Raw genomic sequence first — 22,960 nt, forward strand, 5'->3', positions numbered from 1 at the left:
CCGGGTCGGTCCGCGCCCGGACGGAGCGGCCGGCTCGGCGCGCCCGTCGCGTCGTTGCCGCTCGGCCGCCCCGCGAGGTGATCGCCGACGCCCGCCCGCGCACCTCCGACGCGGCGGACCGTCCCGCCCGGCGAGGTCCGGCCGACCTCCGCGGTTTTTCACCAAGACAGCCCATTTGGGCGGTTCCTCGCCGGATCTGCGGGTAGGAACCCCCCTGCGCACCCCCGACGCGAATGGAGAGACGATGTTCAATCCACTGGATCACAAGGGAATCCCCCTGGAGAGCCAGATCCGCAACTGGCGCGAGCTGAACGTCGAACCGATCGACCCGGAGGCGGTCGACCCGTACACCCGGTGCCGGATCATCACGATGAACGGTATCGAGGTCGAGGCGATCAACTTCCAGCACCAGTTCGCCCGCAACTGCCCCGACCAGGAGGTCCGCCGGCAGCTGGCGTACGTGCGGTACGTGGAGAGCCAGCAGCAGCGGGTGGTGAACTGGCTGCTGCCCGGCGTGGCGAGCGTGCTGGAGACGACGCTGGGCTACGAGCAGGTCGCCGTCGACCTCACCGCCTGGGTGGCCCGGCACGAGCCCGACCCGTACCTGAAGCAGGCGTACGAGTTCGGCGTGCTGGAGGACTTCGACCACCTGTACCGCTACGCCAACCTCTACGAGATGGTGGAACGGCGCAAGGCCGAGAAGATCGTCGACGGGCTGACCGAGGTCATGCCGGGCCGGCCCACCGTGCAGGAGCACCGGCACCCGTTCGACGAGGTCCGCACCCCGTACGACCGCGACTCGGTCGACCCGCGCTCCAAGCTGAACGCGCTGACGATCCTCTCCGCCGAGCAGCAGGTGATGTTCTACTACATGAACGTCGGTCCGCAGTACATGGAACCGATCGCGCGCCAGCTCTACCAGGAGATCAGCCTGATCGAGCAGGAGCACGTCACCCACTACGAGTCGCTGCTGGACCCGAACGAGAACTGGTGGGAGCGGCTGCTGACCCACGAGTACAACGAGTGCTGGCTCTACTACTCCTTCCTGCAGCAGGAGACCGACCCGAAGGTCAAGGCGGTCTGGGAGCTGCACCTGCAGATGGAGCTGGCCCACCTCCAGCAGGCGGCCGACCTCCTGCGCCGCCACGACGGTCGGGAGCCCGAGCAGGTCGTCGGCAGCGCCGGCCTGCCCGAGCCGCTGACCTTCGAGCCCAACAAGGACTACCTGCGCCACCTGCTGGCCACCACGGTCGACGTGACGAAGCTCGGCGAGGGCTACGTCACCGAGGCGCACGAGCGCTTCGAGTGGATGCAACGGCAACTGCACGACGGCCAGCAGCCACCGAGCGAGCAGGTCATCGACCTGCACCGGGAGCGCTTCGGCGACGAGTACCGCATCGAGACCGAGGGGCCGCACCCGGTGGAGCGGCTGCGCGCGCGGGGCGGCAGTCATGCCTGACACCGACGCGCCGGCCACCCCGGGCCCCGAGGAGGACGTGGTCGACCTGCTGCTCGCCCAGCACGCGCAGGTCGAGCAGCTGTTCCTGCTGGTCATCGGCAGCACCGGCGACACCCGCCGGGAGGCCTTCGACGACCTGGTCAAGCTGCTCGCCGCGCACGAGACCGCCGAGGAGGAGGTGATCCACCCGCTCACCCGCACCCTGCCCGGCGGCAACGACGCGCTGGTCGACGACCGGCTCGAGGAGGAGCGGCAGGCCAAGGAGACGCTGCGGACCCTGATCGCCGGCGGGGTGGACGCCGACGGCTTCGACACCGGCATCATCCTGCTCCGCGACGCGGTGCTCACCCACGCCCGCTACGAGGAGCGCTACGAGTTCCCCCAGCTGCGCCAGCACGTGCCGGCCGGCCGGCTGCGGGCCCTGGCGGCCACCGTCCGTGCCGCCGAGGCGACCGCACCGACCCGGCCACACCCGGGCGCCCAGTCGGCCAAGGGCAACCTGGCGGCCGGTCCCGCCCTCGCGGTCATCGACCGCGTTCGGGACGCGGTCCGCAAACCGTCCGCCGGCTGACGCCGACCACCGCCCGGAAGAACCGAGAAAGGACAGACCGTTGAAGGGCAACCAGTACCAGGAACAGGACCCCAAGGAGCAGTACCGCGGACCGGACGAGCAGACCGGGGGCCAGCAGTCGGCGCCCGGCACCACCCGCGAGATGCCCGACGAGCCCGACCACGGTGAGGAGAGCTACCAGGGCACCGGTCGGTTGACCGGCAAGCGGGCGGTGATCACCGGCGGCGACTCCGGCATCGGTCGGGCGGTCGCGATCGCCTTCGCCCGCGAGGGCGCCGACGTGCTCATCGCCTACCTGCCGGAGGAGGAGGACGACGCGCGGCAGACCGCGCAGCTGGTCGAGAAGGCCGGCCGCAAGGCCGTCACCGTCCCCGGCGACATCCGCGACGAGGCGCACTGCGGCGAGATCATCTCGCGGGCGGTGAGCGAACTCGGCGGTCTGGACATCCTGGTCAACAACGCGGCGTACCAGATGTCGCAGCCGGGTGGGATCACCGACATCACCACCGAGCAGTTCGACCGGGTGCTCAAGACCAACCTGTACGCCATGTTCTGGCTCTCCAAGGCGGCCGTGCCGCACATGGAGCCGGGCTCCACGATCATCAACACCGCGTCGATCCAGGGTTACCAGCCCTCCCCCGACCTGCTCGACTACGCCACCACGAAGGCCGGCATCATCGCCTTCACCAAGGGCCTCGGCGAGGGCCTGGCCGCCCAGGGCATCCGGGTCAACGCCGTCGCCCCCGGACCGATCTGGACCCCGCTGATCCCGGCCACCATGGCGGAGGAGAAGGTCGAGTCGTTCGGCAAGGACGTGCCGCTGGGTCGCGCCGGGCAGCCGGCCGAGGTCGCGCCGGCGTTCGTCTTCTTCGCCTCGCAGGAGTCCAGCTACATCACCGGGGAGGTGCTCGGCGTCACCGGCGGCAAGCCGCTGGCCTGACCCTCGTCCGCCGGATCCGACGGGTCGCCCACGCGGTGCCGTGGGCGACCCGTCGGGCCGTTGCGGGTGCGTTGGATCAGTACGACGCAACCCAGCACCACCAGCGCCGCCGCGACCGAGGCGGGGGTGACGGTCTCGCCGAGCAGCAGCGCCGCCCAGCCGAGGGTGAGCACCGGCTGTGCGAGCTGGACCTGACCGATCCGCGCGATGCCGCCCCGGGCCAGGCCCGCGTACCAGGCGAAGAAGCCCAGGAACATGGAGACCACGGTGAGGTAGCCGAACGCCGACCAGGCGGCGGCGTCGGCGCGCGGCGGGTCGGCCGCGGCGGCGACGACCGTGGTGGGCAGGGTCACCGGCAGCGAGAGCAGCAGCGCCCAGCAGATGGTGCGGGCGCCGCCCAGCTCGCGGGCGAGCGCGCCGCCCTCGGCGTACCCCAGGCCGCAGAGCACGACCGCCGCGAGCAGGAAGAGGTCGGCCGGGGCGAGGGCGCCGCGTACCGCACCGCTGGCGCCGACGCTGGCCGCCGCCGCGGCCGCCGAGGGCGTCGTCGTCTTCCCCGGCCGCCCCTGGTACGCCGCCGAACCCCCGGCCCCGCACCTGCGCCTCACCTACGCCGCCGCCCCGGCCGACCTCATGGACGAGGCCGTCCGTCGCCTCTCCCGCGCCCTGCGCGGCGCGGCGGCGGACCCGGCGCAGCCGCCCCCGACCTTCGCTCCCCCGGTCGGTGCCCGGCCGGTGCCCCCGCTGCGAACACCCATCCGCGCGGGGTGCCCCGCGTTCAGAAGGAGAACCACCATGGCTGACAGCGAACTCGTCCTCATCCCCGGGGCCGGTGGGGTGGGCCGCGCGGTCCTCGACCACCTGCGGGCGCAGGACGTGCCGGTGCGCGTGATGGTCCGCCGCGAGGACGACCGCTCGGCCGAACTGCGCGCGCTGGGGTGGATGTCGTCCTCGGCGACCTGACCCGACCCGAGAGCGTCGCGGCCGCGCTGGAGGGGGTCGGACGGATGTACTTCGCGATGCCGGTGTCACCGGACCATCTGCTGGCGGCGACCGTGGTGGCCACCGTGGCGCGGGAGCACGGGCGGCTGGCGGCCCTGGTGGCCATGTCGCAGATGACCGTGTCCCAGATGACCGCCACCAGCACCGCCGAGTCGCACCAGCAGCGGTTGCACTGGCTGGCCGAGCAGGTGCTGAACTGGTCGGGTCTGCCGGTGGTGCACATCCGGCCCACGTCGTTCCTGGACAACCCGCTGTTCACCACCCTGGCGGCGCACTCGATCCGGGCCAACGGCACGATCGCGCTGCCGTTCGGCACCGGACGCACCTCGCCGGTCGCCGTGGCGGACGTCGCCCGGGTGGTCGCCACGGTGCTCAGCGACCCGGCTCCGCACATCGGTCACGTCTACGAGCTGACCGGGCCACGCGCGATCGACATGACGCAGATGGTCGAGGAGTTCTCCCGGGCACTGGGACGCCCGGTGTCCTACGTGGACGTGCCACTGGACCGGTGGGAGTCCGAGACGCTCGCGAAGGCCGGCCTGCCGTCGCACACCGAGAAGCACATCGCCACCATGGCCCGCCTGCACCAGGAGAACCACTACGACCGCGCGACCGACGACGTCGAACGCCTGACCGGCGTGCCCGCCCAGACGGTCGAGGCGTTCGTGGCCGCCCGCCGGGACTTCTACCTGGGCTGAGCCGCGCCTCTCGCCCGGGCCGCCGGTCAGACCACCGTGAGCAGCAACCGGCCCGTGAAGGAGGTCTGCAGCCGACGGTGCGCCTCCGCCGCCTGCCCCAGCGGGAACTTCTCGGCGACGTGCACCTCGAACGGTCCCGCCTCGATGAGTTCGTTGAGCCGCTGCAACTGCCGGGGGCCGGTCTCGCCGTCGTACGCCCGGACCGTCACGCCGGGCCGCTCGCCCGGTTCCGGTTGCACCCCGTGCGGGTACGCGAGCACACCACCGTCGCGCAGCGCCTCGGCGAGCTTGTCCAGCGTCCGGCCACCGACCATCGCCAACAGCCCGTCGACGCCCTCCGGCGCCACCTCCCGGATCCGCCCGAGCACCTCGTCGGGGTCACCGTGGCCCTCGAGGGCCAGGTCGGCGCCGAGCCGGGTCACCAGGGCCACTCCCTCCGCCCGGGACGCCACCGCGATCACGTTGAGTCCCTGCCGCTTGGCCAGCTGCAGCGCCAGGTGTCCCTGTCCGCCGCTCGCGCCGAGGATCAGCACCCACGCGCCGGCGGGCAGGCCGAGCGTGTCCAGGCCGGACAGGGCGGTCAGCGCGTCGGTGGGCATGGCCCCCGCGTGCTCCACCGGCAACCCCGCCGGCAGCTTCGCGACGTACTCCGCCTTCGTCGCGGCGTACTCCGCGTAGAACCCGCCCTTCGGCCGGGTGTAGCCGTACACGTAGACCACGTCGCCCACGGCGACGTTGGTCACCTGCTGGCCGACGGCGACGACGCTGCCGACGGCCTCGGCACCGGGCACGATCGGGAACGAGCTCCCCTCGGGCACCAGCGTGCCCTCCCGTTCGAGGGCGTCCCACACGCCCACGCCGGCGCTCCACACCTTGATCAGGACCTCGCTGGTGGCGATCTTGGGCACCGGCAGGATCCGCAGGGTGATCACCTCCGGGCCGCCGAACTCGTCGAAGGCCGCGGCCTGCATCCGCTCGGGCACGTCGCCGTCTGCCATCGGAATTCCTCCCTGCCCCGGTGTCGTGCGGGCACCGGCGGCGTCGAAGGCAGCATGCCGTGCCCCCGTCGCCGCCGGTCCCGGCCGGAGCACCGTTCACCCGGTCGGGCTACCGGCCGCGAACCCACCGGTGCGGCGCCGGACGCGGCGCGGGTGATCGCGGCGGCGGCCCGCGCCGGTCAGGCCGGTCGGGCGAAGGCGGCCACCGCCAGCCGGTGGAGCGTCTCCTCCGCCGCCTCCCAGCTCCAGCCCGACTCGTGCACCAGGGTGTGCCAGCTGTTCGGCCCGAAGAGCAGCCAGAGCAGGTCGGCTGTCTGCTCCGGGTCGAGCCCGGGCGGGAGCTGACCGAGGGCGTGCAGGTGTCCGGCGACCGCGCGCAGGGCCTCGCGGTAGACCTCGGTGGCCCGGCGCCAGAGGTCCTCGCCCGACTCGTGGACCGGGAGGGCCTGACGGACGGCGGTCAGGGCGGTCTCCTGACTCCGGTTGCCCGCACCCGTGCCCCGCGCGAGGAGGCGTAGCGCCGCCTCCGGCGAGTCGGTGCGCGAGATCTCCTCGACGGTGCGGCGGTAGCCCGAGGCCGCCACGGCCTCGTCGACGATCCGGTCGAGGATCTCGGCCTTGTTGCCGGCGCTCGCGTACACCGTCCGGACGGCGACTCCGGCGGAGGCGGCTATGTCGGCCACCGTGATCCGGGCGTACCCGTGCTCGGCGAAGAGCGCGGTCGCGCAGCGCAGGATCGTCTCGCGGGTCGCCGCCGCTGCCCGGTCCCGGTACGGGGAGACATAGTTGCGCTTCTCGGACATGACGGGAAGCTACCGCACCCGCCGTGCGGCGCCGGTGCCCTGGACAGCCGGGCCGGTCGGCCGGCGCCGGGTGCCAGCCCCGGTTGAGATCAGATCCTCTGCTTTCATTGCATGTATCCTTACCCCAAATACCGACGCTCGGATAGGGGCACGCCCGATGCAGATCGACGAGACAGCGCCGCGGGACCGGCCCGAGGTGGCGCAGATGATCGTCATCCACAAGGCGCTGCGTCGGGAGTTCCGGCTGCTGCCGGGCATCGTGGCAGGGGTCCGCGCCGGCGACCGGAGTCGGGCGGCCTTCGTCGCCGCCCACGCCCGCCTCCAGTTGATGTTCCTGCACGCCCACCACGACAGCGAGGACCGGCTGATCTGGCCGATCCTCGCGCAGCGGACGACGGTGACCGAGGACATCCTCGACGTCATGCAACGACAGCACCACGCCGTCGACGAACTCGTCACCGAGCTGCGGCCCCTGCTGGCCGACTGGGCCCGCCGGGCCGACGCCCCCACGCAGCAGCGGATCATCGCGGTGCTGGAGACCCTGCACACGGCGCTCGAGGAACACCTGGACGTCGAGGAGACCACGGTCCTGCCCCTCATCCAGCGGCACCTGACCGTGGCCGAGTGGACCGCCACGGTCAAGGACGCCGAGAAACACCTCCCGAAGAATCCCCGGTCCGGGCTGCTGCTGGCCGGGGCGGTGCTGGAGGACTCCACCCCCGCCGAGCGGCGGTGGTTCCTCAACGAGCTGCCCGGTCCGGCCCGGCTCATGTGGCGGCTGCTCGGCGACACCCTGTACCGCGACCACCTCCGCAGGACGCGCGGCCCCGCCGCCGCGTGACCCGACGTTCCCGTCACCCGCGCGCGGGACGAACCGGCCGCGGCCGGGGTCGCCCCGCGGGACCACCCCGGCCGTGACCCGCTACCCCGGCCGGAAGGTGACGGGCAGCGCGAGCAGCCCGTGCGTCATCCGCCCCTGCCGCCAGACCAGGTCGTCCGGGTCGCACCCGAACGCCAGACCGGGCAACCGCCGCAGCAGCGCGGCGAACCCCACCTGCGCGACCAGCCGCGCCAGCGACGCCGTGAGCGGATGCCGCGCAGCCTGGTCGACCCACACCGCCCCGCCCGCCCACCACGGGTCGGGCCGGCCCCCCTCGGCCCAGCCCGCCGGGTCCAGGGCGGCCGCGCCGAGCACCAGGACGACGGCCTCCCCCGCGGCCACGGTGACCCCGCCGATCGGCAGATCCTCGGCCGCGTACCGGATCAGGACGTTCGACGCCGGCCCGGCGGAGCGCAGCAGCTCCTCCACCACCGCCGGGATCAGCGACGCGTCGGCGGCCACCGCGGCCCGCCGGTCCGGGTCGCGCAGCAGGGCGTGCATCCCCCTGCCGAGCAGGTCCGTCGTCGCGAGGTGCCCCATTATCAGCAGCCGCGCGGCGGCGACGCCCCGCTCGTCGTCGCCGGAGCCCGCGCCGGCCGGCGCGGAGAGCAGGTTGTCGCTCGGGTCCACCCCCTGCTCCCGGATCACCTCCACCATCAGCGTCGACAGCCGCGCCCAGGCGCGCGGTACGAGGTGCAGCTGGTCCGGCTCCGGGCGGCCGGCCCGCCGGATCCAGGTGTCGAACCTGGACCGGCGGCCCGGCGGCACCCCGAGCAGCTCCATGACCGCGGCGCCGGCCAGCGGGACGGTGAACTGCGCCACCAGGTCGGCGTGGCCATGACCGGCGAACCGGTCGATGAGCAGCGCGGCGGCCCCCTCGACCGCCGGCCGCAACGCCTCGATCCGGCCGGTGGTCGCCGACTCCCCCACCGCGCCCCCCGCCCCGCCGTACGCCGGCGCGTCGGCGAGCAGCCGGGCGTCGTCCGGGTCAAGCACCTGGCCACCGGCCGCCCACCCCAGCTGGCTGGCGGACGTGGCGTACGCCTGGTTGGCCGTCAGGCGTGAGTCGACCAGGGCCCGGCGTACCGCCTCGTGACCGGTCACCAGCCAGCCGTCCAGCCCGCGGTAACGGACCCGGCTGACCGGCCCCCGCTCCCGCAGACCGGCGGAGCATCCGGTGACCAGATCGCCGCCGACGGATGGGCTCATCGGCCTGGTCACCCTCGTACCGAGGCGTCGATGGTGTTCAGCGACGTGATCAGGTCCTCGACCTCCGGCATGCCCTCCACGTAGGCGCCGCCGGCGATGGCCACCGAGGCGGCCTCGTACCGCTGGGTCAGCAGTCCGTGGCGGATCTTCGCCTTGCCGAGCACGCAGTTGCCGACCGGGTCCCACGACTCCTCCGACCAGCCGCCCGCCGCGCAGTCCGACAGGTGGGGCTGACCGGTCAGCGGGTCGAAGGCGCCGTTGCCGGCGGTGCAGGGCGCCCCGCGACTCGGCGCGTTGCAGTTCGCGTACGCCTGGGAGGCGACGGCGAAGGTGTCCTTGACGATGTCGCCGTCGCCGTCGTCGGCGACGATCCGGCCCGAGCCGTGGATCAGGCCGCGGAGCAGGTCGTCGTGCTGAAGCGAGCGGCCGAAGCCGAGCGCCGTGTACGCCTTGATCAGCTTTGCCATCTTGGTGAGCTGCGCGTTGCTCCGGTACAGGTCCGTCGCGCCGTTGCGCAGGTCGTCGTGGACCTGGCCGTAGTACGCCGACCGCCGGCCCGCCAGGAAGTTGGTCATGCGGCTGCGAACGTCGGTCTCGACCTGCGGGTTGGAGCCGTACGTGGCGCTCGTCTGGAACGGCCCTTTGTACGTGGAGTCCCAGTTGGCGAGGTAGTCCTCGAGGGTGTAGCAGAAGGCCGTCTCACCCGAGTCGCGGTACTCCCGGCAGGTCTCGCCGAGCGGGGTGGTCGTCGTCCAGGTCCGGAAGTCGCGGACCTCGGTGCCCCACTGGACCCGCAGTCGCATCTGCACCCGCAGGTCGGCCCGGGTGATGTAGAACTTGGTCGTGGACGAGCGCCGGATGTTGACCAGGCCGGCGTCGAAGCACAGGGACACCTTCGGCGCGTCCGAATGGGCGTACTGGGCGAACGCGAACACCGTCGGCGCCCCGGCCAGCGAGACGTTGCTCGGACGGCTCAGCCAGCTGTACTGGTTGGTGCAGGACTGGACGTTGGCCGGCTCCTGAAGCTTCGCGACGTCCGGCATCGCCTGGTCGATCGAGCCGAACAGGTTGTATTCCTTGTTGTCGCTGTGCCGCTTGCGGACCGCCTCCAGCTTTCCCTTGAGGTCGTCGGCCGCGCTCAGGTAGTCCCTGGCCAGGCCGGTGAAGAGCACGTTCGTCCGCCGGCCGTCGGTGCCGGCCGCCTTCGGCCTGCTCAGTGCCCGATTGACGGTCAGAATGTCCTGCCCGACGGAGATGATCTTCGCCGGCTCGGTCGCCGATACCTGGCTCGCGTACTGCGGGTTCTGGATCTGGAGCAGGCCGTATGCCCGCGCCGAGTAGGCCCAGGTCGCCGGGTTCGGCTTGGTGAGGGTGGTGCTGGTCGGCAGCCCGTAGGCGCTGCTTGCCAGCCACTCCAGGTAGCCCAGGGTGCCGTTGGCCTCCCAGGTGTTGAGGGCGGCCACCGGGTCCGCCGAGCCCCACGTGGTGCTCGGGCCGGTCAACGGCGCCCGGTTGGCCAGGGTGGTGGCGGTGGTGCGCAGCAGGGCCTCCGGCTCGGTGTACCGGTCACCGGTGCTGTTGTAGCTGGGGATCGGCTGGCCGTACCGGTCGTGGTAGTCGATGTACTTGTTCACGCCGACGTTGGTGTCGTACATGATCTGCTCCTGCTGGCCCTTGACCAGCTCGGCGCCCCACATGTCGAGTTGCGGGGAGAGCCGCAGCAGCTGCGTCTCGAGATTCTGCAACTGGGCGTTGGTCGCGTTCTGCAGCTCCAGGATGTCGTCGAACTTGCTGATCATGTCGCTGTAGATGGTGGTGAGGCCCTGCTCGATCCGGTCGAACCGCTCGTTCATGTTGGTCCGCAGCCCGACGATGTCCGCCCGGATCGCCCTGAGCTCCTCGAGCATCGCCGCCTCCGGCGTCTGCACCCCGCTGAACAGCGGCAACAGGGAGGCGATGGCGCCGACCAGGTTGCCGGTGAGGGTCAGCGTGCTCATCGAGAAGATGGCGTCCTTCAGGGACAGGCCGGCCACGGCCGGGAGGAAGTTGTTGATCGCCGTGGCGACCTGGATGGCCGCCTTGCCCACCCCGGCAGCGACCTTGCCGGCCCGCGGGTCCGCGAACCCGAGCAGCGTGGCCAGGAGTTCGACCGCGGTGGCCGCGCCGTCGAGCACCTTCTGCCGCTCCGCGGCAGCCGCCCGCTCCTCCTGCTGGACGGCCTCCGTCGGACGCGGCCCGTTGGCCGAGACCGGGAACTTCTCGTTGAGCAGCCGCAGCCGTTCCAGCGTGGTGTCGTTCTGGTCGCTGATCAGCTTCAGCGCGGTGCTGAGCTGCCGCTGCCCCTCGGTGAGGTAGGCGTTCTGGTCGGTCACCATGGCCAGCAGCGCCTCGACGTTGACGTACGTGGCGATCATGGGGTCGGCCAGCAGCTGGTCGGTGGTGGCGTTCGCGCTGACGTTGAGGCCCGCGCCGATCGCGCCGTCCCAGGCCTGCCGGAAGGCGCTGTCCGCCTGCCCGGTACGGGTCACTCCGCCCCAGACCAGGTCCTGGATGGCGTAGATCTCCCGGAACCAGGCGTACTGGAACTGGCTGCCGGCGACGTAGTCGCTCATCGCGCCGTACGACTTGATGTCCTTGCCGACCGTGCTCTCCAGCAGCTCCCGCACGGCGGTCGCCGCGATGGCGCCCTCCGGGTGCGCGGCGAGCACGTTCAGCAGCCGCAGCGTGTACTCGTAGCCGGGGCGGGCGAGATCCTGCGCGGTCAGCTTCTCCTCGAACCAGCTGCGCATCCGGGCGGTGTGCTGCAACATCTGCTCGGCGGTCGCGGTGGGGTTCTTCTGCCGCCACCCGACCAGGTCGGCGCTGAGGACCATGTCCCGCAGCCCGTTCTGACCGGGGCTGTGCAGCCGCATGTACGCCGAGAAGAGGCGGTTCTGCAACTGCGGGTTGTTGACGTCGACGGCGGTGGCCGCCTGGACGGGCTGCGCCATGCCGAGGGTGACGGCCACGGCGGTCGCCAGGGCCACCAGCCCGGTCGAGAACCGCCGGCCCGGTCTGGGCCGGCGCCTGAGAAGTCGCACTGTCGTTTCCTCCATCTGTCGTGGACGAAACGATCGTCGGGCCGGCCAACGGGAAGCGACCGGTACCGCCGTGACCGCCTCTCCCACTGGTTTCCCAGTGGGCCGGGCGAGCCTGTCGGTGCGGCTACTCCCCCGCCGCCGGGAGGTGCCCGGTGAGCACGTCGTTGACCTGGCCGCGGGACAGGTGCCGGCCCCGCGCCCGGGCGTCGGCCCACTGGCTGTCGGTGAGGGCGGCGCGGACCAGCGCGGCGTGGCCGGGCGCGTCGAGCGGGTCCATCACCGTCGGCGCGAAGCCGTGCCGCGCGCCGTGCCGCTCCACCGCGGCGAGCAGCGCCGCGCCGTCCGGGGCCCGACCCGTCATCGCCAGCGCGGCCGCGGCGGTGTGCACGATGACCAGCCACGAGGTCACGTCGCCGTCGCGGTCCAGCAGCTCCAGCACCCGGACGCCGGTCGTCAGCGCCCCCACCGGGTCGTCGCCGTCCAGGGCGGCCTTCATCCCCAGCCACGTCGAGGACACCTCGACGAAACCGTGCCCACACTGCCGGGCCACCCGGACCGACTCGGCCAGGTCGGCGCGCGCCTGCCGGATCTGGCCGGCGAGCCGGCGCAGCATGCCCAGGGCCATCAGCGCCTCGGCCTCGACGGACGGCTGCGCCGCGGCCCGGGCGGCGGCGACGGCCGCCTGCGCGTCGGGGATCGCCTCCACCGGGGCGGCGATGCCCCCGAACAGGGCGCGGTACGCCAACGCCAGCGCTCCGACGGCGACCTCACCGGCCCGCTCGGCCTCCTCGACCGCCTCCCGCATCGCCGCCCCGGCGGCCGCGAAGTCTCCCGCCAGGTACGCCAGGCCACCGGTGCCCAGCAGCGCCCGCGCGCGTACCGCCGGCTCGGCCTGCGGCGCCGCCGCGAAGGCGGCGCGCAGCCAGCCGTCCCCCTCGGCGATCTGCCCCGTTCGGTACCAGTACAGGGCGAGGGCGGCGCCGAGCCGCAGCGCGTACTCGCCGTCCCCGGCCGCCAGGGCCGAGGTGAACGCGGCGCGGATCTCGGCCTGCCGCTGGGCGAGGCCGAGCAGCACGGTCGCCGACTCCGGTCCGCGGACGTGCCGCTCGGCCTCCTCGGCGTAGCGCAGCATCCACTCCCGGTGCGCGGCCTCGCCGGCCGCGCGTTCCGTCGGGTCGAGCCGGCCCCGGGCGTACTGGCGCAGCGTCTCCAGCATCCGGTACCGCCGGGGCGTCGTGGCGGGTTCCACGCTCACCAGCGACTTGCGGACCAGCGCCGCGAGCGGCGCGAACACGGCCGGACCGGCGACCGCCTGGGCCGCGTCGAGGTCGAAGCCGCCGGAGAAGACACTCAGTCGGCCGAACAGCGCCCGCTCGTCGGCGCTGAGCAGGTGGTAGCTCCAGTCGATCGCCTCGGCCAGGCCACGGTGCCGGGCCGGCGCGGTGGCCGGACCGTCGGCCAGGAGGGCGAACCGGTCGTCGAGCCCGGCCGCGATCTGTTCGACCGAGAGGACCTGGCAGTGCGCGGCGGCCAGTTCGACGGCGAGCGGCAGCCCGTCCAGCTCGGCGCAGATGACCCGGATCGTCTCCCGCTGCGCCGCCGTCGGCGCCCAGTGCGGCGACGCCGCCGCCCGCTGGTCGAACAGCTCGACGGCGTGGTCGCTGGGCAGCACCGGCACCTCGAAGACCACCTCGCCCGGCAGCCGCAGCGGCTCGCGGCTGGTGGCCAGCACCCGCAGCCCGCCGCAGCGGGCCAGCAGCGTGGCCACGGTCTGCGCGGTCGCGGCGAGCAGATGCTCGCAGTTGTCGACGACGAGCAGCAGTTCCCGGGGCGCCAGCACGGTTGCGAGCTGGTCCACCGTCGCCACGGCGGGCATCTCCAGGGCCGCGGCGACGGTCTCCACGAGCAGCTCCGGGCTGGTGAGCCCGGCCAGTTCGACGACCCACGGCCCGTCGGGGTCCCGCCGGCGGCGGGCCACCTCCAGCGCCAGCGTGGTCTTGCCGATCCCGCCGGAGCCGGTCACGGTGACCAGCCGGGCGCCGGCCAGCAGGTCGTCGAGGACGCGCAGGTCCCGGGACCGCCCGACGAGCGCCGAGACCGCGAAGGGCACGTTGTGCCGACGCTCCGGCACCTCGGCGACCCGGGTCGTGCTCACCCCGGTCGGGGCGGCCGGGCCGGTCAGGGCCGGATCCTGCCGCAGGATGTCCGTCTCCAGCTGCCGCAACGCCGGGCCGGGGTCGATCCCCAGCTCGTCGGCGAACACCTCGCGGGCCTCCCGCAGGGCGGCCAGGGCGTCGCGCTGCCGGCCGGCGCGGTAGAGGGCGAGGGCCAGCAGCTGCCGGGGCCGTTCCCGGAACGGATGCTCGGCGACGTGCCGTTCCAGGCTGCCGACCGTCGCCGCGTGCTCGCCCAGCGCCAGCAGCGCGGCGTACCGCTCCTCCGTGGCGTCGAGCCGCAGGCCGGCCAGGCGGGCGGCCTCGGGGCGGGCGAAGGCGTACCCGGTGAAATCGGCGTAGGCCGGGCCACGCCACAGCGCGAGCGCCTCGTCGAGCTGCTGGAGGGCGGTGGCCGGGTCCTGTTCCCGCATCGCCGTCACGCCGCGGGCGACCAGCCCGGCGAAACGCTCCGCGTCCACGTCGTCCCCGCCGAGCCGTAGCACGTACCCCGGGCCCTGCCGGACCAGCAGCTGCGAGGCCGCCCGGGGCGCCCGGTGCGGTTCCAGCGCCCGACGCAACTGCTTGACGTAGCCGTGCAGTGTGGTCGGCGCCGGCGGCGCCTCACCCGCCCAGACGAGGTCGAGGATGCGCGCCTCCGGTAGCACGCGTCGCCGCGCCAGGAGCAGGGCGGCGAGCACCGCCCGCTGGCGGGGCCCGCCGAGGTCGACCGGTTCACCGGCGACGGCCGCGGTCATCGGTCCGAGAACCTGGACGGACACACTCGGCACGATCGACCCCTTCACCCCCGACAGCGGCGACCACGCTACCCAGCGCGGTGCCGCCACGTATCGGCCGTACGGGTGATCATCTGGCCGTTCGACGCACGCGTCGCGGCACAGTGGACACACTTCCGGACCGGAACCGCGCCCGGTGCCGAGGGCGCGGTGATCCCGCCGATATGCTCTCCGATCTGGCTCGGGAGGAGATCGACATGTGGCCGTTCAAGAAGCGCCGGCAGCCCGCCGGCCTGGTGATCGACCCGGCGTACGGTGACCCGCAGGCGCGGGCGATCATCGACGCGCTGGAGGCCCGGGACTGGCGTACCACCCGGGACATGCTCGCCGCCACCACCGATCCGGACAGCCGCGCCTACCTGATGGAGGCCGTGGCCGGCGTCGACGGCGTGCAGGACTGGATCGACGAGTGGGTCTCCGCCGAACCGCACTCGACGCTTCCGGTGCTGGTCCGCGGCTGCCACGCGGTCTTCTGGGCCTGGGAGGCGCGGGGCGGCAAGGGCGCCGAGCACACCAGCCAGGACCAGTTCCGGGAGTTCCGCCGCCGGCTGCGGATCGCCGAGAACTCGCTGGACGAGGTCGTCGACCGGGACCCGGACGATGTCACCGCCCGGACCTGGCTGGTCACCTCCTCGCGGGGCCGGCAGGTCGACCACGAAGAGGCCCGCGCCCGCTTCGACGAGGTGGTGAAGCGGCACCCGGGTCACGTCGTCGCGCACGAACAGCGGCTGCAGTACCTGTGCCCCAAGTGGTTCGGCGACGAGGAGCAGATGTTCGGCTTCGCCCGGGAGGCCACCGCGGCCGCCCCCGAGGGCAGCCTGCTGCCGGAGCTGCTGGCCGTCGCGCACGTCGAGAAGTGGCTGCGGATGCCGGTCGAGGAGAGCGACGCGTACATGCAGTCCGACGAGGTGTGTGCGGACCTGTTGGCCGCGGCGGAGAAGTCGATCTTCAATCCGGCGTTCCGGCCCACCTTCGGCTGGGTCCCCCGCGCGAGCGTGTTCGCGCTGAGCCTGGAGCTGGCCCACGAGTTCGAGGCCGCGGCGCGGGTGTTCGAGCTGCTCGGTGACCACGTCAGCCGGTGGCCGTGGAACTACGTGGGCGAACCCGTCATGGCCTTCACGAGGTCACGGGACTGGGTGTACGAGAACCTGTCCTGACCCCGTACCTCGGGCCCGGCCCCACGGCGCGCGCCGTGGGCCGGGCCCCACACCGGAGACCGGCGGACGTCCGTCAGCGCAGCCGCCGGGCGGCGAACCGGGCCGGCGGCGCGGCGATCGCGTCCTGGGCCGCGATCAGCTGGAGCTCCCGGGTGCCCGCCGCGAGGGTCGCCTCCAGGACGGCGAAGACGCTGCCGACGGTGCGCTCCAGCGCGGTCGCCGGCGAGCCCGTCGTCCGCAGGTGCGCCAGGTACAGCGCCGCGGTGATGTCGCCACCGCCGTTGGGGTTGATCGGCAGCAGCGGCGTGGTCACCGCCCAGGCGCCCTCGTCCGAGACGGCCACCACCTCCAGGGAGCCCGCCGGCACGTCGCCGTGCAGCACGCTGGTGACCAGGACGTGCCGCGGTCCCGTCCCGCGCACCGCGTCGACCGCCGCCAGCACCTCCGGCAACGAGTTCGTCGTACGGCCGGCGAGGAAGTCCAGCTCGAAGTGGTTCGGCGTGATGATGTCGGCGCGTGGCACGACGACGTCCCGCAGGTACTCGGGGATGCCCGGCCGGACGAACATCCCGCGGCCGACGTCGCCCATCACCGGGTCACAGCAGTACACCGCGTCGGGGTTGGCCGCCTTGACCTTCGCCACCGCGTCGAGGATCACCGCTCCCATCGCCGGGTCACCCTGGTAGCCCGACAGCACCGCGTCGGCGCTGCCGAGGACCCCACGGTCCGCGATGCCCGCGATCACCTCGGCGACATCGGCCGGCGCCAGCAGCGGCCCGCGCCACGCGCCGTACCCGGTGTGGTTGGAGAAGTGCACGGTCAGTACCGGCCAGACCTCGTGCCCGAGTCGCTGGAGGGGGAAGGCGGCCGCCGAGTTGCCGACGTGGCCGTAGGCGACCGAGGACTGGATGGACAGGATCTTCACCGGCCCATCATGGCGGTAACCGCCGGGGCCGCGCGTGCCGCCCGCCGTTTCTGTCGGGTCACCCACTCCGCGCCCCCACCGGGCCGGGGCCACGCACCTCACGGTGGTGGCCCCGGATCCCGGGCCGGCCCCGGTCAGGCGCCGACGTAGGCGGCGAGGTGCTCGCCGGTGAGGGTGGAGCGGGCGGCGACCAGGTCGGCCGGAGTGCCCTCGAAGACGATCCGGCCGCCGTCGTGACCGGCGCCGGGGCCCAGGTCGATGATCCAGTCGGCGTGCGCCATGACCGCCTGGTGGTGCTCGATGACGATGACCGACTTGCCGGAGTCGACGAGCCGGTCGAGCAGGCCGAGCAGGTGCTCGACGTCGGCCAGGTGCAGGCCGGTGGTCGGCTCGTCGAGGACGTAGACCCCGCCGTCGGTGGCCATGTGGGTGGCCAGCTTGAGCCGCTGCCGCTCGCCGCCGGAGAGCGTGGTGAGCGGCTGGCCGAGGCTGAGGTAGCCGAGCCCGACGTCGGCGAGCCGGTGGAGGATGGCGTGCGCGGCCGGCGTACGCGCCTCGCCGGCACCGAAGAACTCCTCGGCCTCGGTCACCGACATCGCGAGCACCTCGCTGATGTTCCGGCCGCCGAGGTGGTAGTCGAGCACCGAGGCCTGGAACCGGCGCCCCTCGCACTCCTCGCAGGTGATGGCGACGCCGGCCATCATCGCCAGGTCGGTGTAGATGACGCCGGCGCCGTTGCAACTGGGGCAGGCGCCCTCGGAGTTGGGGCTGAACAGCGCCGGCTTCACGCCGTTGGCCTTGGCGAACGCCTTGCGGATCGGGTCGAGCAGGCCGGTGTACGTCGCCGGGTTGCTGCGCCGCGAGCCCTTGATCGCTCCCTGGTCGACCGAGACCACCCCGGCCCGGCCCGAGACCGAGCCCTGGATCAGCGAGCTCTTCCCCGATCCCGCCACGCCGGTGAGCACCACCAGCACGCCGAGCGGGATGTCGACGTCGACGTCGCGCAGGTTGTGGGTGCGGGCGCCGCGCACCTCCAGCACCCCCGACGCGGTGCGCACCGACGGCTTCAGGGCGGCCCGGTCGTCCAGGTGCCGCCCGGTCAGGGTGCCGCTGGTCCGCAGCCCGTCGACGCTGCCCTGGAACACCACCTCGCCACCGGCGGTGCCGGCGGCGGGGCCGAGGTCGACGACGTGGTCGGCGATCGCGATCGCCTCCGGCTTGTGTTCCACCACGAGCACCGTGTTGCCCTTGTCCCGCAGCCGCAGCAGCAGGTTGTTCATCCGCTGGATGTCGTGGGGGTGCAGGCCGATGGTCGGCTCGTCGAAGACGTAGGTGACGTCGGTCAGTGACGACCCGAGGTGGCGGATCATCTTGGTGCGCTGCGCCTCGCCGCCGGACAGGGTGCCCGACGGCCGGTCGAGGGAGAGATAGCCCAGCCCGATCTCCACGAACGAGTCGAGGAGGTGTTGCAGCCCGGTCAGCAGCGGGGCCACCGACGGCTCGTCGAGGCCCCGGACCCAGTCGGCCAGGTCGCTGATCTGCATCGCGCAGACGTCGGCGATGTTCCTCCCCTCGATCTTCGAGGACCGGGCCTCCGCGCCGAGTCGGGTGCCGTCGCAGTCGGGGCACGTCGTGAAGGTCACCGCCCGCTCCACGAAGGCGCGAATGTGCGGCTGCAACGCTTCGACGTCCTTGGACAGGAACGACTTCTGGATCTTCGGGATCAGCCCCTCGTACGTGAGGTTGATCCCGTCGACCTTGATCTTGGTTGGCTCCTTGTGGAGCAGGTCGTGCAGTTCCTTCTTCGTGTACTTCCGGATCGGCTTGTCCGGGTCGAAGAAGCCGGCGCCGCGGTAGATCCGGCCGTACCAGCCGTCCATGGTGTAGCCGGGGATCGTCAGCGCGCCCTCGTTGAGCGACAGGCTGTCGTCGTAGAGCGCGGACAGGTCGAAGTCGGTGACCGAGCCCATGCCCTCGCAGCGCGGACACATGCCGCCGAGCCGGGTGAAGCTCGCCTTCTCGGTCTTCGTCCGGCCGGCGCCGCGCTCGATGGTGATCGCGCCGCTGGCCTTCACCGAGGGGACGTTGAACGAGTACGCGTTGGGCGAGCCGATGTGCGGCTCCCCGAGCCTGCTGAAGAGGATGCGCAGCATCGCGTTGGCGTCGGTGGCGGTGCCGACGGTGGAGCGCGGGTTGGCGCCCATCCGCTCCTGGTCGACGATGATCGCGGTGGTCAGGCCGTCCAGCACGTCGACCTCGGGCCGCGCCAGCGTCGGCATGAAGCCCTGCACGAAGGCGCTGTAGGTCTCGTTGATCAACCGCTGCGACTCCGCGGCGATCGTGCCGAACACCAGCGAGCTCTTGCCCGAGCCGGAGACGCCGGTGAAGACCGTCAGCCGGCGCTTCGGGATCTCGACGCTGACGTCCTTGAGGTTGTTCACCCGCGCGCCCTGCACGCGGATCACGTCGTGGCTGTCGGCACCGTGCGGCGCGGGCGACCCGGTGCCCGTCCTCGTGGCCATGCTCATCTGTCTCCCCCTGTGAGGCGGGGCCGCCCCCGCGGTCTCCGTCGGCGTCGCCGGGCTCGATCTAACCAGCTTCGCGCGGGATCGCGTGCACTCTGCGGCCGAGGCCACGTCGGCGAACACTCCCCCGGCTGTGGCTGCCCTCACACCTTGGCGGTGCGCACCTCACCCGCGCGGTGCAGGACGAAGGCGGTGACCACTCCCACGGCGACGATCACGGTGAGCAGCGCGAACGTCACGCCCGGGGGCAGGGCGGGCAGCAGGACCGCGATCACGGCCGGCACCCCCAGTCCGGGCCAGATCACCGCCGCCCGGATCCGCCGGCTCAGCGACGCCTGCATGACGGCGGCGCTGAGCAGGTAGCCGCCCAGGCCCACCGCGAGGACCCCGCGCGTGCCGGCCGACAGGTGCTCGTCGGCGGCGTGCCCGATCGCGTGTTCCAGCCCGACCGCCACGGCGGCCAACGAGATGGCGATCGGCAGGTGGAGGTAGACGTAGACGTCGTGGACGCCCTGCCGGGTGGGCTCGCCGCCCTCCTCCACCAGGCGCCGTTTCGCGGCGCCGCCGGAGAGGTCGAAGTAGGACCACCACAGGCCGGCGACCACGATGAACGCGAGAGTCGCGGTGAGCACCACCGGGGGCCGCCAACCCCCGTCGTGCACGCCGGCCACGGCGGCGCCGACGGACTCCCCGAGCACCAGGATGACGAAGAGGGCGAAGCGCTCCGGCAGGTGCTCCAGGTGCAGCGGCGCGGCGTCGCGCAGCCAGGAGACGGCGAGCGGCCCCACCTGGTCGACCAGGACGCCGACGCCCCACAGCACGTACCGGCCGGGCGCCGCTACGGCCACCGAGGCCAGCCAGATCAGCGCGCCCACCCCGTGGGAGAGCAGGTACGGCCGGATGGTGGAGCGGGAGTCGACGACGTGCCGCCAGGCCCGCAGGTAGCCGACGATGAGCACCAGCCGGACCAGCGCGTACGCCAGGGCGAACCACCGCCCGGTCTGCTCGTCGATGCCGTCCACCGAGGCCGCCATCCCCACCACCCCGGCCATCGCGGTCAGGGTGAGCAGCCGGAACACCGCGTCGTCGGTGTCGAAGCGGTTCGCGTAGAGGGTGGTGCTGGCCCAGGCCCACCAGCCGATGGTGAGCACCGCGGCGAACTGCAGCCCGCCGGTCCACGTCTCGTCCGCGGCCAGCAGGTCGGCGCAGCGCGCCACGAAGAGCACGAACGCCAGGTCGAAGAAGAGCTCCAGCTTGGTGGCCGAGCGGTTGGACGCCCGGTTGAGGCCGGGCGGGCGGACCGGCTCGATCTGCTCGGCCTCCTCCTCGTCGAGGCGTCGGCGCTCCTCGTCGTCCCGGTCCTGCCGCACGTCGCCCATCCCGCTCTCCCCAGCCTCCACGTCCCCGGTCAGTGGATCACGGCAGCGGTCCGCCCGCTCGATCGTCGCGGATGGAAGGGAGCGACCGCCGCCCCGGGCGACGGACCGCCGTGGGCATGGTCGCGGTGGTAACGGGAAGGGCAGTGCGGCCAGCGGGACGACCGAGGAGGCGCTGCCATGACGGACAGATCGCGCACAGGGTCGGTTAGCGGGCGGCCGACGGGCGGCGGCTTCGCCGTCGTGGAGCTGTTCACCTCCCAGGGCTGCAACAGCTGCCCGCCCGCGGAGGAGGTGCTGTCCGGGATCGACCACGACGCGCGGGAGCGGGGACAGGCCGTCTACGCCCTGGGCTTCCACGTCGACTACTGGGACCACCTGGGCTGGGCCGACCCGTACGGCGACCCGGCGCACACCCTCCGGCAGGAGGCGTACGCCCGGGCCTTCGGCACCCGGGGCCTGTACACGCCGCAGATGGTCGTCAACGGCACCGTCGAGTTCGTCGGCTCCAACCGTCAGGCGGCGTCCTCGGCGATCGCGTCCGCCCTCACGGAGCCCGCCGCGACGTCGCTGGAGCTGTCGGTCGCGGACGTCGTCGAGGAGACCGGCGGCGGGCGCCGGGTGGTGGTGGACTACCAGGCCGAACGACCGCCCCCGCGCGCGGTGTTGAACGTGGCGGTGGTGGAACGTGGCCTGGAGAACGAGGTCCCCCGGGGAGAGAACGCCGGGCGGCGGCTGCGGCAGGACGGCGTGGTGCGTGCCTTCAACGCCGCGAGACTGGACCTGGGACGCGGGCGGGTCGAACTCGCGGTGCCGCCGGACCTCGACCCACGACACGCCTCGGTGGTCGGGTACGTGCAGGACGAGGGCGCGAAGACCATCGCCGGCGCCGCGGCCGTCGATGTGCCGGCGGGGCCACGGGCGTGACCGTGCGGCTGCCGGCCGTCACGGTCGAGCGGTGGGTGAACTCGCCCCCGCTGACCCCCGACGACCTGCACGGCCGGGTGGTCCTGGTCGACATCTGGGAGTACACCTGCGTCAACTGGATCCGCACCGCGCCCTACGTGAAGGCGTGGCACCGTGACTACGCGGACCTGGGCCTGACCGTCGTCGGCGTCCACGCCCCCGAGTTCGTGTTCGGCCGGCACGCCGAGAACATCGACCGGGCGATCCGCGACCACGGGCTCATCCATCCCATCGCCATCGACAACGACTTCACCTTCTGGCGGGCCCTGCGCAACGAGGCCTGGCCGGCGAAGTACCTCTTCGACCCGGATGGTCGGCTCGTCGACCGGTGGGTCGGCGAGGGCAGCTACGAGCGGGTGGAGTCGGAGATCCGGCGTCTGATCGAGATCCGGGCGCCCGGGACCCGACTACCGCCGGTCAGCCCCGAGGCGATGACCTTCGCCAGGACGGGGCAACCGACCTACGTCGGCATCACCCCCGAGACGTACCTCGGCGCCGACCGGGGCGCGCCGGGGTCCTTCGCGCTGGCCGGGGACTGGCTGCACGGGGGCGAGTACGTCGAGCTCGCCAGCGGCACCGGCGAGCTCACCCTGCCCTTCGACGCCGGCGAGGTGAACCTCGTGGTCGACCCGGGCCCCGCCGGAAAGGCCACGGTTCAGGTGCTGCTGGACGGGAATGCGATCGGCGACGAGCGCGGCCCCGACGTCGACCCGGACGGCGTGGCGCGGATCGACAGGGCGGCCATGTTCCGGCTCGTCGCCGGTGCGCGCCGCGACGACCACCGGCTCACCCTCGTCACCGACCAACCGGGCTTTCGCGCGTACGTCTTCACCTTCGGCCCATAGGGCGTGTCCTGATGTTCGAGCACCGGGGACGGGAGCGGAGCGATGACTGAGAAAGCGATTCTTGCCGGCGGTTGCTTCTGGGGGATGCAGGATCTCATCCGGAAGCGCCCTGGCGTGGTCACCACCAGGGTGGGATACACCGGCGGGGAGGTGCCGAACGCGACCTACCGCAACCACGGCACCCACGCCGAGGCGGTGGAGATCGTCTACGAACCCGAACAGTTGTCCTACCGGGACCTGCTCGAGTTCTTCTTCCAGGCCCACGACCCGACCACGAAGAACCGTCAGGGAAACGACGTGGGGGTCAGCTACCGGTCGGCCATCTTCTACCTGGACGAGGAGCAGCGGCGGGTCGCGGAGGACACGATCGCCGACGTGGACGCCTCCGGCCTGTGGCCCGGCAAGGTGGTCACCGAGGTCAGCCCGGCCGGCCCCTTCTGGGAGGCCGAGCCGGAGCACCAGGACTACCTGGAGAAGAACCCCGGTGGTTACACCTGTCACTACGTCCGGCCGGACTGGAAGCTCCCCCGCCGCAGTGAGAGCGCCACCTAGTACCCGGCCCGGGGCAGATGGATC

The 22,960-nt window shown here is 72.7% G+C and carries 19 protein-coding genes; 10 read left to right on the top strand and 9 right to left on the bottom strand.

From position 1 onward, the window contains the following. Positions 1–244 precede the first annotated feature (244 nt). Genes AC5L3Z_RS19360 through AC5L3Z_RS19370 form a run of 3 tightly spaced genes read left to right on the top strand, consistent with a single transcriptional unit; the run spans position 245 to position 2,970 of the window. The gene (locus tag AC5L3Z_RS19360; RefSeq protein WP_494843900.1) at positions 245–1,459 is read left to right on the top strand and encodes a hypothetical protein; all 1,215 of its coding nucleotides are present in this window, start codon (positions 245–247) and stop codon (positions 1,457–1,459) included. Further along, complete coding sequence (locus tag AC5L3Z_RS19365; protein ID WP_494843902.1) at positions 1,452–2,030, top strand: hemerythrin domain-containing protein; 579 nt, start codon at positions 1,452–1,454, stop codon at positions 2,028–2,030. The genes AC5L3Z_RS19360 and AC5L3Z_RS19365 overlap by 8 nt, the downstream gene beginning before the upstream one ends. 40 nt (positions 2,031–2,070) lie before the next feature. Then, positions 2,071–2,970 (top strand): SDR family oxidoreductase, encoded by a 900-nt coding sequence (locus AC5L3Z_RS19370; RefSeq protein WP_494843903.1) that lies wholly within the window; start codon positions 2,071–2,073, stop codon positions 2,968–2,970. Here AC5L3Z_RS19370 and AC5L3Z_RS19375 read toward each other — a convergent pair. Then, entirely contained in the window at positions 2,919–3,578 is a 660-nt protein-coding gene (locus AC5L3Z_RS19375) for a DMT family transporter (RefSeq protein ID WP_494843905.1), read from the bottom strand. The genes AC5L3Z_RS19370 and AC5L3Z_RS19375 overlap by 52 nt on opposite strands. 187 nt (positions 3,579–3,765) lie before the next feature. On the opposite strand from AC5L3Z_RS19375, the gene AC5L3Z_RS19380 reads away from it, so the two are divergent. Together AC5L3Z_RS19380 and AC5L3Z_RS19385 are read left to right on the top strand one after the other, a co-directional pair. After that, entirely contained in the window at positions 3,766–3,933 is a 168-nt protein-coding gene (locus AC5L3Z_RS19380) for a hypothetical protein (RefSeq protein ID WP_494843906.1), read from the top strand. After that, on the top strand, positions 3,909–4,670 hold the full coding sequence (locus AC5L3Z_RS19385; protein ID WP_494843908.1) for an NmrA family NAD(P)-binding protein: 762 nt from the start codon (positions 3,909–3,911) through the stop codon (positions 4,668–4,670). The genes AC5L3Z_RS19380 and AC5L3Z_RS19385 overlap by 25 nt, the downstream gene beginning before the upstream one ends. 26 nt (positions 4,671–4,696) lie before the next feature. Here the strand turns inward: AC5L3Z_RS19385 and AC5L3Z_RS19390 are convergent, their stop codons facing one another. Further along, positions 4,697–5,668, bottom strand: a complete 972-nt coding sequence (locus AC5L3Z_RS19390) for a quinone oxidoreductase family protein (protein WP_494843910.1) — start codon at positions 5,666–5,668, stop codon at positions 4,697–4,699. A 179-nt stretch (positions 5,669–5,847) separates the two neighbouring features. Further along, complete coding sequence (locus AC5L3Z_RS19395; RefSeq protein WP_494843912.1) at positions 5,848–6,471, bottom strand: TetR/AcrR family transcriptional regulator; 624 nt, start codon at positions 6,469–6,471, stop codon at positions 5,848–5,850. Positions 6,472–6,628: 157 nt separating this feature from the next. Between AC5L3Z_RS19395 and AC5L3Z_RS19400 the strand changes: the two genes are divergently transcribed. Further along, positions 6,629–7,312: a hemerythrin domain-containing protein gene (locus AC5L3Z_RS19400; RefSeq protein WP_494843914.1), complete on the top strand. Its 684-nt coding sequence runs from the start codon at positions 6,629–6,631 to the stop codon at positions 7,310–7,312. 81 nt (positions 7,313–7,393) lie between these two features. Here the strand turns inward: AC5L3Z_RS19400 and AC5L3Z_RS19405 are convergent, their stop codons facing one another. From AC5L3Z_RS19405 to AC5L3Z_RS19415, 3 genes are all read right to left on the bottom strand, one after another. Further along, a complete protein-coding gene (locus AC5L3Z_RS19405; protein WP_494843915.1) occupies positions 7,394–8,560 on the bottom strand; it encodes a cytochrome P450 family protein in 1,167 nt (388 codons plus the stop codon). Positions 8,561–8,568: 8 nt separating this feature from the next. Further along, a complete protein-coding gene (locus tag AC5L3Z_RS19410; RefSeq protein WP_494843917.1) occupies positions 8,569–11,640 on the bottom strand; it encodes a hypothetical protein in 3,072 nt (1,023 codons plus the stop codon). A gap of 124 nt (positions 11,641–11,764) precedes the next feature. Continuing rightward, positions 11,765–14,551 carry an AfsR/SARP family transcriptional regulator gene (locus AC5L3Z_RS19415; RefSeq protein ID WP_494843919.1) on the bottom strand — a complete coding sequence of 929 codons (2,787 nt, stop codon included), beginning with the start codon at positions 14,549–14,551 and terminating at the stop codon, positions 11,765–11,767. Between the two features lie 236 nt (positions 14,552–14,787). On the opposite strand from AC5L3Z_RS19415, the gene AC5L3Z_RS19420 reads away from it, so the two are divergent. Continuing rightward, the gene (locus AC5L3Z_RS19420; protein WP_494843921.1) at positions 14,788–15,747 is read left to right on the top strand and encodes a DUF4034 domain-containing protein; all 960 of its coding nucleotides are present in this window, start codon (positions 14,788–14,790) and stop codon (positions 15,745–15,747) included. Positions 15,748–15,820: 73 nt separating this feature from the next. Here the strand turns inward: AC5L3Z_RS19420 and pdxY are convergent, their stop codons facing one another. The 3 genes from pdxY to AC5L3Z_RS19435 all read right to left on the bottom strand — a co-directional run bounded on the left by pdxY (position 15,821) and on the right by AC5L3Z_RS19435 (position 20,576). Continuing rightward, positions 15,821–16,672 carry a pyridoxal kinase PdxY gene (pdxY, locus tag AC5L3Z_RS19425; RefSeq protein WP_494843923.1) on the bottom strand — a complete coding sequence of 284 codons (852 nt, stop codon included), beginning with the start codon at positions 16,670–16,672 and terminating at the stop codon, positions 15,821–15,823. A 134-nt stretch (positions 16,673–16,806) separates the two neighbouring features. Further along, positions 16,807–19,200 (bottom strand): ATP-binding cassette domain-containing protein, encoded by a 2,394-nt coding sequence (locus tag AC5L3Z_RS19430; protein WP_494843925.1) that lies wholly within the window; start codon positions 19,198–19,200, stop codon positions 16,807–16,809. 140 nt (positions 19,201–19,340) lie between these two features. Further along, positions 19,341–20,576, bottom strand: coding sequence for a low temperature requirement protein A (locus AC5L3Z_RS19435; RefSeq protein WP_494843927.1), 1,236 nt, complete (start codon positions 20,574–20,576; stop codon positions 19,341–19,343). A 177-nt stretch (positions 20,577–20,753) separates the two neighbouring features. Here AC5L3Z_RS19435 and AC5L3Z_RS19440 point away from each other — a divergent pair, with 177 nt between their 5' ends. The 3 genes from AC5L3Z_RS19440 to msrA are packed head-to-tail and all read left to right on the top strand — an operon-like array spanning position 20,754 to position 22,936. Beyond that, a complete protein-coding gene (locus tag AC5L3Z_RS19440) occupies positions 20,754–21,500 on the top strand; it encodes a DUF1223 domain-containing protein (protein WP_494843928.1) in 747 nt (248 codons plus the stop codon). Next, the gene (locus AC5L3Z_RS19445) at positions 21,497–22,384 is read left to right on the top strand and encodes a redoxin (protein WP_494843930.1); all 888 of its coding nucleotides are present in this window, start codon (positions 21,497–21,499) and stop codon (positions 22,382–22,384) included. The genes AC5L3Z_RS19440 and AC5L3Z_RS19445 overlap by 4 nt, the downstream gene beginning before the upstream one ends. A 42-nt stretch (positions 22,385–22,426) precedes the next feature. Further along, positions 22,427–22,936: a peptide-methionine (S)-S-oxide reductase MsrA gene (gene msrA, locus AC5L3Z_RS19450; protein WP_494843931.1), complete on the top strand. Its 510-nt coding sequence runs from the start codon at positions 22,427–22,429 to the stop codon at positions 22,934–22,936. The last annotated feature ends 24 nt before the right edge of the window (positions 22,937–22,960 follow it).

The organism is Micromonospora sp. LZ37 (genome assembly GCF_059359015.1).